We start from the raw sequence: 14,318 nt of genomic DNA, 5'->3' as shown, positions 1-14,318 counted from the left end.
GCCCCCCCCCCCCCCCCCCCCCCCCCCCCCCCCCCCCCCCCCCCCCCCCCCCCCCCCCCCCCCCCCCCCCCCCCCCCCCCCCCCCCCCCCCCCCCGCCGCCGAGGCGTGGGTCGCCCTCGTCGGCGAGGACGAGGTCCTCGTCCCGCTCCCCGGCAACCTCCCGGTCGACATCCTGTCCGGTTGGGTCGACATCGTCGGCCCGTGGACCGGCAGCGTCGTCCTGACCACCGCCCGCAGCACGGCCGAGGAGCTCTCCCGCGCCCTGCTGCGGGAGGCGACCCCCGCGGCGCTCGACGACGAGGACGTCGCCGACGCCTTCGGCGAGATCGCCAACGTGGTCGGCGGAAACGTCAAGGCAGCGCTGCCGGGCCCCTCGGCCCTCAGCCTGCCCCAGGTGGGCAACGCGCCGCTGGTCCGCAACCAGGCCGACGTGTGCCGCATCGATGTGCTGTGGCGCGGCGAACCCGTCGCCATCTCGGTGCAGGGCGCACTCCCGCCCCTGCCCGGCTCTACCCCTTCCCGCGAGAACGAGGTGTCCTGAGTGAAGATCCTGATCGCCGACGACAGCCGCGTCATGCGGCAGATCGTCATCCGCACGCTGCGCCAGGCCGGCTACGACGACCACGACATCGTCGAGGCCGAGGACGGCGCCGACGCGCTGGCCAAGGTCTCGTCCGAGCTGCCCGACCTGGTGCTGTCGGACTGGAACATGCCGAACATGACCGGCATCGAGTGCCTGCAGGCGCTGCGCGCCTCCGGCTCGGCCGTCCCCTTCGGCTTCGTCACCTCCGAGGGCTCCCCGGAGATGCGGGAGAAGGCCGCCAACGCCGGCGCCCTCTTCCTCATCGCCAAGCCCTTCACCGAGGACACCTTCAAGGAGCACCTGGACGGGGTGATCGCATGACCGCGCCCACGACGGGTGTGCCGCTGCCCGCAGCCAAGGACATCCGGGACATGCTGACCGGCCTGGTCGGGAAGCCGGTGAACGTCTCCCCGGGGGCGCCGGTCACCCCGACCCCGGAGAAGCCCGTGGCCGTCGCCGTCTACGTCGACCCGCACATGGCCGTCAACGCCCTGTGCCTGATGGACCTCGGTGCCTCGGCCTACACCGGCGGTGCGCTGGCCCTCCTGCCCCCCGGCGGGTGCCAGGACGCCGTCGAGGAGGACGGCGAGCTGACCGGCATGCAGCTCGAGGCGCTGCACGAGGTGGTGAACGTGCTCTCCGCGCTGTTCAACACCGCGGGTGCACCGCACTCCAAGCTGCACAAGCTCTACGCCCCGGGCGAGGAGCTCCCCGGCGACCTCGCCGGGATGCTCGCGGCCTTCAACCGGGTGGACCTCGCCCTCGAGGTGCCCACCTACGGCAAGGGAGCCATCTCCTTCGTCGTGCCGTGACGCGATGACACTGCGGTCCTCCGGACCGCACCGCGGCCAGGGGCCGTCCCCGACGGTCGTTGAGCCGCTGCGTCGTCCCTGCGCGGACCCCTCCGGGGCCCACTCGGGACGACCGTGCAAGCACACCGGACCCCCGTTGCTCTTCGGAGCAGCGGGGGTCTCGTGCGTGTTGCACGTGGAACGTCAGGTGAGCGCGGGCTGGCGGTCGCCGGTCCCCGTGGGCAGGCAGGCCCAGACGTGCTTGCGGTCGTCGTCCACGTACCAGCCGTGGGCCACCGACAGGCGGGCCACCAGCTGCAGCCCCATGCCGCCCTCGGAGGGGTCGCGGTCGACCGTGGGGGCGGGCATCGCCTGCGGGGCCCGGTCGCTCACGTCGAGCAGCCAGCCACCGCTGCCGGCGACGACGGTGGCGACGACGGGGGTCTCCCCGTGGCGGAGCGCATTGGAGGCCAGCTCGTCGAACGCCAGCACCAGCTGCTCGCCGGAGGCATCGTCGGCGGGGAGCTGCTCGACGTCGCGCAGCCGCGACCGCAGCCCCGCCCGGGCTGCCGGGAGCTCCGCGAGGGTACCGAGCCGCCAGCGCCACACCTCGCCGCGCCCGTCCGGTAGCGGGCGGACCGGCCACGCGAGTCGCCCCATGCCTCCCCCTCGACTCGGGTCCTCGACCGTCCGGGGGTTCCCCGTCCGGGACGGTGTCAACCCCGCGCCACCCTGTTCCCACTCCCTGTGGTGTGGCTCACCTCCTCCTCGTGAGGGGGACGGCGCCCGGCCCCGGGATTGCGATCCGTCCGGGGACCGGTCACCCTCTGGACCAGGTGCTGCCGATGGCGCGGCCGAGCGGGTGGAGCGATCGGCATGGCGCGGGAGGAGGCCATCGCCTCGGCGCAGGGTGATCTCCTGCGCCAGGCGGTGGAGGGTATGGAGCGGCCCCTCGTCGTCCTCGACGAGCAGTGGCGCATCCTCTACATCAACCCCGCCGGCGCGCGGATGCTGGACCGGACGCCGGGGAGCCTGCTGGGGCGCCAGATCTGGGGGCAGTTCCCCGGATCGGCCGGTGGGCCGTTCGAGCGGCTCTGCCGCGGGGTCCGCGGCAGCGGCCGGCCGGACGGCGTGGAGGCGTGGTCGGCGCGTCTCGGCCGCTGGCTGCGCGCCGACGCCTTCCTCACCGACGCCGGCCTGGTCCTCAGCTACGACGACATCACCGAGCGCCGCCGCGCCGAGGAGGAGCTGGTCGCCGCGGTCGCCGCGCGCGAGGAGGCCGCCGCCGAGGCCGCCCGGGCGGCACGCGAGGCCGAGGAGACGGGCCGGCACCTGATGCTCCTGGGCGACATCAGCCAGGAGATGACCTCGACGCTCGACGCCGACGAGGCCGCGAGCCGGTTCGCCGCCACGGTGGTCCCGCTGCTCGCCGACTGGTGCCTGGTGAGCGTCGTCGACCCCGACGGCACCCGGCGCGACGTGGGCCGGGCGCACCGCGACCCGGCCATGCGGGAGGCGATGCACCGGTACGCCGACGCACGGGTCGCCTCCAACGACGCCAGCGCACCCGTACCGGTGGCGCTGCGTCACGCCGAGCCGGTGGTCATCGCGCGGCTCACCGACCAGCACCTCGAGACGATGATCCGCGACGACGCGAGCCGCGCGGCGCTCGCCCCGCTGGCCCCCACCGCCGTCGCGACCTTCCCCCTCATCGCCCGCGGCGAGGTCTTCGGCGCCTTCACCCTGGTCAACGGCGTCGAGCGTGGTCCGCACACACCGGTGGAGCTCCGGACGGCCGAGATCGCCTCGCGGCGGGCGGCGCTGGCCCTGGACAACGCCCGGCTGGTCACCCTCAACCACCAGGTGGCCGAGCGGCTGCAACTGAGCCTGCTCTCGCCGCCGGTGCAGCCCGACCACCTGGAGCTGGCGGTGCGCTACCGCCCGGCGACGCGCGGCGTCTCCATCGGGGGCGACTGGTACGACGCCTTCCTGCAGCCCGACGGCGACACGGTGCTCGTCATCGGCGACGTGATGGGCCACGACGTCGCGGCGGCCGCCGCCATGGGCCAGATCAAGACGCTCGTGCGGGCCATCGCGTTCGACCGGCTGGAGGAGCCGGCGGGGCTGCTCAACAGGGTGGACAACGCGCTCGTGGGGCTCGCGGTGCCGGCGATGGCCACCGCGCTCGTGTGCCGCATCGAGCAGGGGGCCGCCGAGCGGGCCGCGGGGTCCGCCGCCTGCACTGGGCCTCGGCGGGGCATCCCGACCCCCTGCTCCTGCTCGGCGACGGCGAGGTGCTCGACCTCGCCGTCCAGGTCGGCCCGCCGCTGGGGTCGGGCTGGGTGGAGCACCTGGCCGACGGCGTCGCGCTGCTCCCCGACGGCAGCACCCTCGTGCTCTTCACCGACGGGCTCTTCGAGCGCCGCGGGGAGCTGCTGGACGACGGCCGGGAGCGGCTGCGCGCCGTGCTGGCCCGCTCGGCCGGGCTCTCGCTGGGGGAGCTGTGCGACCGGCTGCTGGAGGAGATGCTCGGCCCGGGCGTCGAGGACGACGTCGCCGTCCTGGCGGTGCGGGCGCACCCGGTGGACCGCCCCCGGCCCGCCGAGGCCGGCCCGGAGGTGTTGCCGGCCCTGGTCGGCCCGCCCGGGTGAGCGACCCCGTTCTCAGTCGGGGTGGCGCAGCAGGTACCGGCCGAAGTGCGGCACGGTGAAGGCGATCTGCCCGCGCTCGGCGGAGTAGACCAGCCCCTTCTTGATCAACGAGTCGCGGGCGGGGGAGAGGGACGCGGGCTTGCGGCCGAGCGAGACGGCGACCTCGGACGTCGCCACCGCCGCGCCGCCGGGTCCCCCCAGCTCGGCCATCGCGTGCATGTACTCCCGCTCGGCCGGGGTGGCCCGGTCGTAGCGGGAGCCGAAGAAGCCCACGGCGAGCTCGGCCTCGGCCACGGGCGCGGCCATGGCGACGTCGGCCGCCGTGATGGGGGAGGAGGCGGCGACGTCCCAGGTGACCTTGCCGTAGGCCTGCACGAAGTAGGGGTAGCCGTCAGCCGCCTCGTACAGGGCGTCCAGGGCGGCCGGGTCGAAGGTGACGTCCTCCCGCTCGGCCGGGGCGAGCAGCGCGCGGTCGGCGGCAGCGCGCTCCAGCCGGTCGATGCGCAGGTAGCGGAAGAGCCGCTCCGAGTAGCTCTTGGACGCCGACAGGACGGCGGGCAGATGGGGCAGCCCGGCGCCCACGACGATGAGCGGGGCACCCTGCTGCGAGAGCTCGTGGCAGGCGGCGCAGATCGCCGACACGTCGTCGGCCTGGATGTCCTGCATCTCGTCGATGAACAGGGCGATCCCGCTGCCGATGTCGGCGGCGACCCCGGCTGCGTCGCTGAGCAGCTCCACCAGGTCGATCTCCATGTCACCGGAGTCGGCCCGGCCGGTGGCGGCGGGCACGTCGATGCCGGGCTGCCAGCGGTCGCGCACCTTCGACTCGGCCGCGTTCACCCGCTGGGCGAAGGCCTTCACCACGCCGAGCACCTCGGCGACCGACTCCTGGTCGCCGTGCCGCGGGCCCAGCTCCCGCAGCGCCATGTGCAGCGCGGAGGAGATCGGCCGGCGCAGCGACTGGTCGGGCCGCGCCTCGATCTTGCCGGTGCCCCACCCGCGGGAGATCGCCGCGGAGCGGAGCTGGTTGAGCAGCACGGTCTTGCCCACGCCGCGCAGCCCGGTGAGGACCAGCGACCGCTCGGGGCGGCCGCGGGCGATGCGCTCCAGGACGACGTCGAACGCCTGCAGCTCGTCGTCACGGCCGGCCAGCTCGGGCGGGCGCTGGCCGGCGCCGGGGGCGTAGGGGTTCCGCACGGGATCCATGGCGAGCACCGTATGGGCTTCTCTAGCGTCGGCCGTAGAGATTCGTAGAACGTGCTGATCGCGTGTCGCGCGGGACGGGCGGGGGCGATGGTGCGCCGGGACCCCCCGTCGAGCCCTGCCTAGCACTCTCTAGCCCCGCTGCTAGACGGCGCGATAGGCGGGTCGAGAGGACGGGTGGCCCGTCGTGAGGCGCATCTGCGGCTCTCTAGCTCAGCCGCTAGACGGCTGCAGACGCCGTCAGATCCCACGATCGCCGGGGGGCCGGCGCTAGCGTGACGACGTGATCAAGTTCCTGCTCAAGGTCGTCATCTTCGCGGCGGCCTTCTACGGGCTGACCTACTTCGACGTGCTCCCGGGCCTGGAGGTGGTGCCCAACCCCGACGGGCCGCTGGGGGAGTACGGCACCTACCTGTGGATCGGGCTGATCTTCGGCGTCGTCAACGCCCTGGTCGGACCGGTCCTGCGGCTGCTCTCGCTCCCGTTCGTGCTGCTGACCCTCGGGCTGTTCCTGCTGGTGATCAACGCCGCGCTCCTCGGGCTCACGGCGGCGATCACCGACCGGCTGACCATCGACGGTTTCCTCACCGCCGTGATCGGCGGGCTCATCCTCGCCGTCGTCGGCTGGGTCGCCGACCAGCTCCTCGACCGCTGACCGCATCGGGGCGCACCGGCGCCCCTGCGCCGCCGTGACGGCGGTCTCGGCGGGCAGTAGCGTGGCCTTTCATGGCCAGTGACACCGGAGTCACACCGGAGACCCCGGTGCGCGACCGGGACGGCGGCCCGGCGGGCGGCTCTCTCACCGAGCTCGCCGCCCTCGAGGCCGGCCGCGACGAGAAGAAGCAGCTGCTGCGGAAGGCGGCCGCGCTGGCCGTCGCCGAGGCCGAGCGCGGGGGGGCGGCGCTCCCGCCCGGGTGCACCGCCGACGCCCTCCCGGCGTTCTTCCGCCGCTACTACTGGAGCGAGCCCGCCGAAGAGGTGCTGGGCAGCGATCCCGCCGACCTCGCCGCCCTCGCGCTCGGGCACCTGGCGCTGGCCGAGGTCCGGCTGCCCGGCGTCGCGACCGTCGACGTGCGCGGGGTGCCGGGTGGCCGGGGTGCCGGCCGCACCGTCATCCGGCTGGTCACCGACGACATGCCCTACCTGGTCGACTCGGTCACCGCGGAGGTCACGCGGCAGGGGTTCGCGCTCGAGCACGTCGTGCACCCGGTCGTCGTGCTGCGCCGTGACGTCCGCGGGCGGGTGCTCGCCTTCTGCGACAGCGGGGACGTCGCCGCCTGCGGGCCCGACGCGGTCGCGGAGTCCTGGATGGCGGTCGTCCTCGACGGTCCCCTGGACGGCGAGGCCGCCGGCGACCTGGTGGCCGGGCTGCGCACCGTCCTGGACGACGTGCGCGCGGTGCACGAGGACGCCGGGCGGATGCGGGCCCGGCTGCGCGAGCTGGCGGCGCGGCTGGAGGAGCGCGGCGGCGCCCCCGCCGACGTCGACGACGCCGCGGACGACCCGGCCGAGGCGGCCGCGCTGCTCCGGTGGCTGGCCGACGACAACTTCGTGCTGCTGGGCGCCCGCGAGGTGACCGTCTCCGACGGCGACGGGGGGCAGCTCGCCGTCCAGCCGGTCGCGGGCACCGGGCTGGGCGTGCTCCGCAGCGACACCGGCATGGGCGGCACCTCCGGCAGCACCCCGGAGGCCGGCACCGCCCCGGTGGACCACCTGCTCACCGTCACCAAGGCCGACAACCGCTCGACGGTGCACCGCCGGGCGTGGCTCGACCTCGTCGGGGTCACGCTGCCCGGCGACCGGGACGGCGTGCGGCGGCAGTGCCGGTTCGTGGGCCTGTTCCCGACCTCCGCGTACACGACCAGCGTCCTCGACGTCCCCCTCGTGCGGCGCCGGGTGGCCGAGGTCGTCGCCCGCTCCGGCGTGCCGTCGGACAGCCACACCGGCAAGGAGCTGCTCGACGTCCTGGAGACCTACCCCCGCGACGAGCTGATGCAGGTGGGGGCCGACCAGCTGCTGCCCGTCGCGCTGGCGGTGCTGCACCTGCAGGAGCGGCGGCAGACCCGGTTGTTCCTGCGCCGCGACCCCACCGGCCGGTTCTGGTCGGCCCTGGTCTACCTCCCGCGCGACCGCTACACCACCGAGGTGCGCACCCGCATGCAGCAGCTGCTGCTCGAGCGCCTGGGTGGCACCAGCATCGAGTTCACCGCCCGGTCCACCGAGTCGGTGCTGGCCCGGCTGCACTTCGTCGTCCGGCCGCCGGTGGGCCGCCGGGGCGCCCAGCAGCAGGTCGACGTCGACGTGGAGGCGCTGCAGGCCGAGCTCGCCGCCGCGGCCCGCAGCTGGACCGACGAGCTCTCCGACGCGCTGGCAGCGCGCTTCGGTGTCGACGCCGAGAAGGTGTTCGCGCGGATCGCCGACGCCTTCCCGGCGGCCTACCAGGAGGACTTCCCCGCCGAGCGCGCCGTCGAGGACCTCGTCCGCCTGGACGCGCTGGCCCCCGGCGACCTGGCGCTGCGGCTCTGGACGCCCACCGGCGCGGCGCCGGGGGAGCGGCGGCTCACCGTCTACCGGGTCGGTGAGCGGCTGCTGCTCTCGCAGATCCTGCCCATGCTGCAGAACATGGGCGTCGACGTCGTCGACGAGCGGCCGTACGAGATCGACCGCATCGGCGCGCCGCCCACCTGGATCTATGACTTCGGCGTCGCCGTCCCGGCGGTCGAGCTACCCCTGCTGCGCTCCCTGCCGGAGCGGTTCACCGAGGCCGTCGGCGCGGTGTGGCGGGGCGAGGCCGAGGACGACGGCCTCGGCGCGCTCGTCATGCTCGCCGGCCTCAACTGGCGGCAGGTCACGGTCGTGCGCGCCTACGTGCAGTGGCTGCGCCAGGCGGGCCTGCCGTTCAGCCAGTCCTACGTGGAGCAGACCCTGGCGGCCCACCCCGGTGTGGTCGCCCGGTTGGTGGCGCTCTTCGAGACCCGCTTCTCGCCGGGCCGGGTCACCGGCCGGGACGCCCGGCAGGGCGACCTGGTCGAGGCGCTCCGCAGCTCCATCGGCGAGGTCGCCTCCCTCGACGCCGACCGCGTGCTCAGCTCCCTGCTGGCCGCGGTCACCGCGACCCAGCGGACGACCTACTACGCCTCGACGCCCGAGCGGCCCACCCCGCTCGCGCTCAAGCTGGCCCCCGCCGAGGTGCCCGACCTGCCCGAGCCCCGCCCGGCGCACGAGGTCTGGGTCAGCTCGCCGCGTGTGATGGGCGTGCACCTGCGGTTCGGCAAGGTGGCGCGCGGCGGGCTGCGCTGGTCCGACCGGCGCGAGGACCTGCGCACCGAGGTGCTGGGCCTGGTCAAGGCGCAGATGGTCAAGAACACCGTCATCGTCCCCACCGGCGCCAAGGGCGGCTTCGTCGTCAAGCGCCCGCCCGGGGACGGCGCCTCCCGCGAGGAGGTGCTCGCCGAGGGCCAGGCCTGCTACCGGCTGTTCGTCGGCGCGCTGCTCACGCTCACCGACAACCTCGTCGACGGCCGGGTGGTGCCGCCGCCGAAGGTGGTCCGGCACGACGGTGACGACAGCTACCTCGTCGTCGCCGCCGACAAGGGGACGGCGACGTTCTCCGACCTGGCCAACGAGGTGGCGCTCGAGCGCGGCTACTGGCTCGGTGACGCCTTCGCCAGCGGCGGCTCGGTCGGCTACGACCACAAGGCCATGGGCATCACCGCCCGGGGCGCCTGGGAGTCGGTCACCCGGCACTTCCGCGAGCTGGGCGTCGACGTCCAGCGGGAGGACTTCACCGTCGTCGGCATCGGCGACTGCTCCGGCGACGTCTTCGGCAACGGCATGCTGCTGTCCGAGCACATCCGGCTCGTGGCGGCGTTCGACCACCGGCACGTCTTCGTCGACCCGTCGCCCGACGCGGCGGCGTCCTTCGCCGAGCGCCGGCGGCTGTTCGACCTGCCCCGGTCCTCGTGGGCCGACTACGACGCAGGCCTGATCAGCGCCGGCGGCGGGGTGTGGCCCCGGACGGCGAAGTCGGTGCCGGTCTCCGAGCAGATGCGGGCCGCGCTCGGCCTGCCCGGGGACGTGACGGCGCTGAGCCCGGTCGAGCTGATCCGCGCGGTGCTGCTCGCCCCGGTGGACCTGCTGTTCAACGGCGGCATCGGCACCTACGTCAAGGCGGCCGGTGAGAGCCACCTGGAGGTCGGCGACAAGGCCAACGACGCCGTGCGGGTCGACGGCCGGCAGCTGCGGGCGCGGGTGGTGGGGGAGGGTGGCAACCTCGGCCTGACCCAGCGGGGCCGGGTGGAGTACGCGCTCGCCGGCGGCCGGGTGAACACCGACGCCATCGACAACTCCGCGGGCGTGGACACCTCCGACCACGAGGTGAACATCAAGATCGCGCTGAACCGGGTGGTCGACGAGGGGCGGATCCACGCCGAGGGCCGGGCGGCGCTGCTCGGCGAGATGGCCGACGACGTCGCCGCCGCCGTCCTCACCGACAACCACGCGCAGAACGCGACCCTCGCCGGGGAGGCCGCGGCGGCGCGCAGCCTCATGGACTCCCACGAGCGGTTCATCCGCTCCCTGGAGCGCTCGGGACGGCTCAACCGCGCGGTCGAGGCGCTGCCCGACGACCGCGGGCTCACCGAGCGCCGCCGCGACGGGCAGGCGCTGACCAGCCCGGAGCTCTCGGTGCTGCTGGCCTACGCCAAGCTGCAGACCGGGGACGCGGTGCTCGCCTCCCCGCTGCCGGACGACCCGGCGCTGGAGGAGCTGCTGGTCGGCTACTTCCCCGCCCCGCTGCGCGACCGGTTCCCCGTGGCGGTCACCAGCCACCCGCTGCGCCGGGAGATCATCGCGACGGCCCTGACGAACCGGGCGGTGAACATCGCCGGCGTCACCGGGCTGTTCCGGCTCACCGAGGAGACGGGGGTGCCGCTGCCAGCCGTCGTCCGCGCGCACGCGGTGGCCCGCGCGGTCTTCGGCATCGACGCCATGTGGGACGCCGTCCGCCCGCTGGACAACCGGGTCGCCGCCGCCGTGCAGGTCGAGGCGCGCACCGAGGCCACCCGGCTGGCCGAGCGGGCGACGCGCTGGCTGCTGCGCCAGCCGGAGCTCACCGCCGAGGACGCGCCCGCCCTCGCGGAGGTGGTCGACCGCTTCGGGCCCGCCGTCACCCAGGTGGAGGCGGGGCTCCCCGGCTGGCTGCTGGGCGGCGAGGCGGAGGCGTTCGCGTCGCGCGCCGCCCGGCTGCAGGAGGCCGGCCTGCCCGCGGAGCTGGCCGCCCGCGTCGCGTCGGCGCCGCTGCTGCCGGCCGCGCTGGACCTCGCCGTGGTCGCCGAGCGGACCGGTGCGCCGGTGACCCTGGCCGGCCAGGTCATGCAGGGCCTCGCCGACCGGCTGGGACTGGTGGCCCTGCGCGAGCAGGTCATCGCGCTGCCCCGGGACCGGCGCTGGCCCTCGATGGCCCGGGCCTCGCTGCGGGACGACCTCGCCATGGAGCAGTCCTCGCTGACCGAGGACGTGCTGGGCCTCCGGGCCAGGGACGACGAGGGGGCCGGCGAGCTGGTCGGCCGGTGGGCGGAGGGCTGGGACGCCGCGCAGCGACGCGCGGCGGCCCAGCTGGCCGACATCACCGCCGGCGAGCGGCACGAGCTCGCCGAGCTGCTCGTCGCCGTCCGGACGCTGCGCGGGCTGCGGAAGCGGCGCCAGGCCCGGCGTGTGCCGCGGCCCGCGGGGACCTGAGCGCACCGCCGGGTCGCCGCTGACCGGCCCGTTCGTCACGGGAGCGTCACCCTCGGCACGGTTCGCGCGCTCCGCGGCGGGCACGGTGGGGAGGACCCCTGCTCACCGACCGCGAGGACCGCCCGTGCCGCTCCGCCCGCTCGATCCCGTCGACGGTTACCTGCCCATCGAGGACCACGGTCTCATCGGTGACGGCGTCACGTGCGCGCTCGTCGCCCGGGACGGCTCCATCCCCTGGCTCTGCCTGCCGACGTTCGACGGCGATCCGTTCGTCGCGGGGCTGCTGGACGCGCAGCGGGGCGGCACCTTCGCCGTCACGCCCGTGGGGCTCCGGGAGGCCACCCAGCGCTACCTGCCCGGCACCGGCGTCCTGGTGACCGAGCTGCACACCGCCGACGGCGTCCTCGAGCTCACCGACTGCCTGCCGCTGCGCTCGGGCGCCGACCTCGCCGAGTCGGTCCCCGCCGGGCGGGGGGAGATCCTGCGCAGCGCCCGGGTGCTGTCCGGGTCGGTGGAGGTCGACGTCCGGCTGGCGCCCAAGGACGGCGTCCAGGTCCGCTCCGAGCTCGGCGCCTGGCGGATCCGGTGGCCCGCCCGGCCCGCCATGGAGCTGCTCCTGTGGTGCTCCCACCCGCTGACGCTCACCGGCGACGGCGCGATCGCCGGACGGGCCCGGCTCGAGGCGGGGGAGCGGCTCACCGTCATGCTGCAGTGGTCGGGGCACACGCACACGCGCGTGCGCAGCGACCCGCAGCGGCGGATCGACCAGACCACGGCGGCCTGGCGCGACTGGTCGGGGCGGCTGACCTACAGCGGGCCGCAGCAGGAGCTGGTCACGCGCTCGGCGCTGACCCTCAAGCTCCTCGACCACGTGCCCACCGGGGCGGTGATGGCCGCGGCCACCTCGTCCCTGCCCGAGGGCATCGGTGGGGAGCGGAACTGGGACTACCGCTACACCTGGGTGCGCGACGCGGCCTTCACCGGCTACGCGCTCAACCGCATCGGCATGGACGAGGAGTCGCACGCCTTCCTGGCCTGGACGCTGCGCAACGTCGAGCGGCGCGGCGGGGTGGACATCATGTACACCCTCGACGGCGAGCCCCCGGCGACCGAGTGGCTGGACGCCTCGCTGTCGGGCTACCGCGGCTCCTCCCCGGTCCGCTGGGGCAACGGCGCCGCCCGGCAGGTGCAGAACGACGTCTACGGCGAGCTGCTGGACGTCGCCTACCAGTGGGTGCGCGGCGGCGGCGAGGTCGGCGAGACGCTCTGGCTGTCGCTGCAGCGGCTGGCCGAGCAGGCGATCGCCCAGTGGACGACGCCGGACAACGGCATCTGGGAGATCCGCGACGCCGGGCGGCCGTTCACCTACTCGGTGGCGATGTGCCACGTCGCCGTCGACCGGGCGCTGCGGATCGCCGACCAGCTGGGGCTCCCGCACCCGCGCGAGCGCTGGCGGACCGAGGCCGACCGGATCCACCGAACGCTGCTGGAGCAGGCGTGGGACCCCGACCGGGGCACGTTCACCGAGCACCTGGCCGCCCCCGGGCAGACCGACCGCGGCGGGCTGGACGGCTCGCTGCTGAGCCTGCCGCTGCGCCGGATCATCCCCGCCGACGACCCCCGGATGGTCGCCACCACCGAGGCGGTCCGCCGCCACCTGGACGCCGGCGACGGCCTGCTCTACCGGTACCTGCACACGGAGTCGCCCGACGGCCTGCAGGGCACCGAGGGCGCCTTCCTGCTCTGCAGCTTCTGGCTGGTCGACAACCTCGCCGGGCAGGGCCGCCTCGAGGAGGCCCACGACCTGTACGACTCGCTGTGCGGCCGGGCCAACGAGCTCGGCCTGCTCGCCGAGGAGATCGACCCGTCGACCGGGGCCTTCCTCGGCAACTTCCCGCAGGCGTTCAGCCACGTCGGGGTCATCGCGAGCGGGTGGAACCTCGCCCGGGCGGAGGGGGAAGAGGTATGAAGCGGTCGTTCGTCGTCCTCGGTGGGAGCGGTGACCTGACCGGCCGGCTGCTGCTGCCGGGGCTGGCCGAGCTGTTCGCCGCCGGCGTGCTCGACGAGGAGGTCGACGTCCTCGCGGTGAGCCGGGAGGACTGGACCGACGCCGAGTACCAGGAGTGGGCGCGCCGCCGCCTGGACGCCCACGCCGGGCACGTCCCCGACGCGACCCGGGAGCGGGTCGTCTCGCGGCTGGGCTACCTCCGCGGCGACGTCACCGTGCCGGGGGACCTCCGGCGGGCGCTGGACCGGGTCGGTGACGTGCCGGTGGTCTACCTGGCCCTCCCCAACACGGTCTTCCGCCCGACCCTGGAGGCGCTCGCGGAGGTCGGCCTCCCCGAGGGCGGGATCGTCGCCGTCGAGAAGCCCTTCGGCAAAGATCGCGCCGACGCGGCCGAGCTCAACCGCATCCTCCACCGGCTGGCGCCCGAGGACGCGGTGTTCCGCATCGACCACTTCCTGGCCAAGCAGACGGTGCTCAACGTCCTCGGCCTGCGCTTCGCCAACCGGCTGTTCGAGCCGGTGTGGAACGCCGGCCACGTCGAGTCGGTGGAGATCGTGTTCGACGAGACGCTGGGGCTGGAGGGGCGGGCCGGCTACTACGACACCGCCGGCGCGCTGCGGGACATGCTCCAGAACCACCTGCTCCAACTGCTCGCGCTGGTGGCGATGGAGCCGCCGCTGGCCGTCGACGCGGCGGGGCTCTCCTCCCGCAAGGGGGACGTGCTGCGCGCCGTCCGCCCGCCGGCCGACATGGCGGCGGGCAGCGTCCGGGCCCGGTACACCGCGGGCACCGTCGGCGAGCGGCAGCTCCCCGACTACGCCACCGAGGACGGCGTGGACCCGGACCGCGGGACCGAGACCTACGCCGAGCTCACGGTGACCGTCGACAACTGGCGGTGGTCGGGGGTGCCGTTCCGGCTCCGGTCGGGCAAGGCGCTGGGCGTGAACCGCCGGGAGATCGTCGTCCGGTTCCGCCCCGTGCCGCACCTCGCCTTCACCGACGAGGACCCGGAGCCCGACGTGCTCCGGATGCGCCTGGACCCCGACGGCATCTCGCTCGAGGTCAACCTGAACGGCGCCGGTGACCCCTTCGACCTCGAGCGGCGAGCCCTGGACATCGCGCTGGCGCCGGCCGGGTTGTCGGCCTACGGCCTGCTGCTGCGGGAGATGCTGGGCGGCGACGCCGCCCTGTCCATCAGCGACGTCGAGGCCGAGGAGTCGTGGCGCATCGTGGAGCCCGTCCTCGCCGCGTGGGCCTCCGGCGAGGTGCCGCTGCGGGAGTACCCCGCGGGCTCCGACGGCCCCACCCCCGTCCCGTCCGGGGATGTCTAGGCGCGCGTCTA

Annotated in this window: 10 protein-coding genes and 1 pseudogene; 9 read left to right on the top strand and 2 right to left on the bottom strand. The window is 75.0% G+C overall.

Features of this window, described 5'->3' with window-relative positions:
- Positions 1-170 precede the first annotated feature (170 nt).
- The 3 genes from ACI794_RS13680 to ACI794_RS13670 are packed head-to-tail and all read left to right on the top strand — an operon-like array spanning position 171 to position 1,396.
- Positions 171-542, top strand: coding sequence for a chemotaxis protein CheX (locus ACI794_RS13680; RefSeq protein WP_456616636.1), 372 nt, complete (start codon positions 171-173; stop codon positions 540-542).
- Entirely contained in the window at positions 543-905 is a 363-nt protein-coding gene (locus ACI794_RS13675) for a response regulator (RefSeq protein ID WP_456602206.1), read from the top strand.
- Positions 902-1,396, top strand: coding sequence for a hypothetical protein (locus tag ACI794_RS13670; RefSeq protein ID WP_456602207.1), 495 nt, complete (start codon positions 902-904; stop codon positions 1,394-1,396). Before ACI794_RS13675 ends, ACI794_RS13670 begins: the two co-directional genes overlap by 4 nt.
- 183 nt (positions 1,397-1,579) lie before the next feature.
- Here the strand turns inward: ACI794_RS13670 and ACI794_RS13665 are convergent, their stop codons facing one another.
- Positions 1,580-2,035, bottom strand: coding sequence for an ATP-binding protein (locus tag ACI794_RS13665; protein ID WP_456602208.1), 456 nt, complete (start codon positions 2,033-2,035; stop codon positions 1,580-1,582).
- Positions 2,036-2,251: 216 nt separating this feature from the next.
- On the opposite strand from ACI794_RS13665, the pseudogene ACI794_RS13660 reads away from it, so the two are divergent.
- Positions 2,252-3,568: pseudogene (locus tag ACI794_RS13660) on the top strand (SpoIIE family protein phosphatase); the annotation flags it as partial.
- A complete protein-coding gene (locus ACI794_RS13655) occupies positions 3,565-4,026 on the top strand; it encodes a PP2C family protein-serine/threonine phosphatase (protein WP_456616635.1) in 462 nt (153 codons plus the stop codon). The pseudogene ACI794_RS13660 and the gene ACI794_RS13655, both read left to right, overlap by 4 nt.
- Before the next feature lie 12 nt (positions 4,027-4,038).
- Here ACI794_RS13655 and ACI794_RS13650 read toward each other — a convergent pair whose 3' ends face one another.
- On the bottom strand, positions 4,039-5,232 hold the full coding sequence (locus tag ACI794_RS13650; RefSeq protein ID WP_456580263.1) for an AAA family ATPase: 1,194 nt from the start codon (positions 5,230-5,232) through the stop codon (positions 4,039-4,041).
- Positions 5,233-5,512: 280 nt separating this feature from the next.
- Here ACI794_RS13650 and ACI794_RS13645 point away from each other — a divergent pair, with 280 nt between their 5' ends.
- From ACI794_RS13645 to ACI794_RS13630, 4 genes are all read left to right on the top strand, one after another.
- The gene (locus tag ACI794_RS13645; protein ID WP_456616633.1) at positions 5,513-5,884 is read left to right on the top strand and encodes a phage holin family protein; all 372 of its coding nucleotides are present in this window, start codon (positions 5,513-5,515) and stop codon (positions 5,882-5,884) included.
- Between the two features lie 71 nt (positions 5,885-5,955).
- Entirely contained in the window at positions 5,956-10,968 is a 5,013-nt protein-coding gene (locus tag ACI794_RS13640) for an NAD-glutamate dehydrogenase (RefSeq protein ID WP_456616632.1), read from the top strand.
- Between the two features lie 124 nt (positions 10,969-11,092).
- A complete protein-coding gene (locus ACI794_RS13635) occupies positions 11,093-12,937 on the top strand; it encodes a glycoside hydrolase family 15 protein (RefSeq protein ID WP_456616631.1) in 1,845 nt (614 codons plus the stop codon).
- Complete coding sequence (locus ACI794_RS13630; protein WP_456616630.1) at positions 12,934-14,307, top strand: glucose-6-phosphate dehydrogenase; 1,374 nt, start codon at positions 12,934-12,936, stop codon at positions 14,305-14,307. Before ACI794_RS13635 ends, ACI794_RS13630 begins: the two co-directional genes overlap by 4 nt.
- Positions 14,308-14,318: the final 11 nt, after the last annotated feature.

It is taken from the genome of Blastococcus sp. SYSU DS0541, from assembly GCF_054050875.1.
Note: the sequence above shows the minus strand (reverse complement) of the source record. Positions and strands in the feature narration are given on the sequence as shown.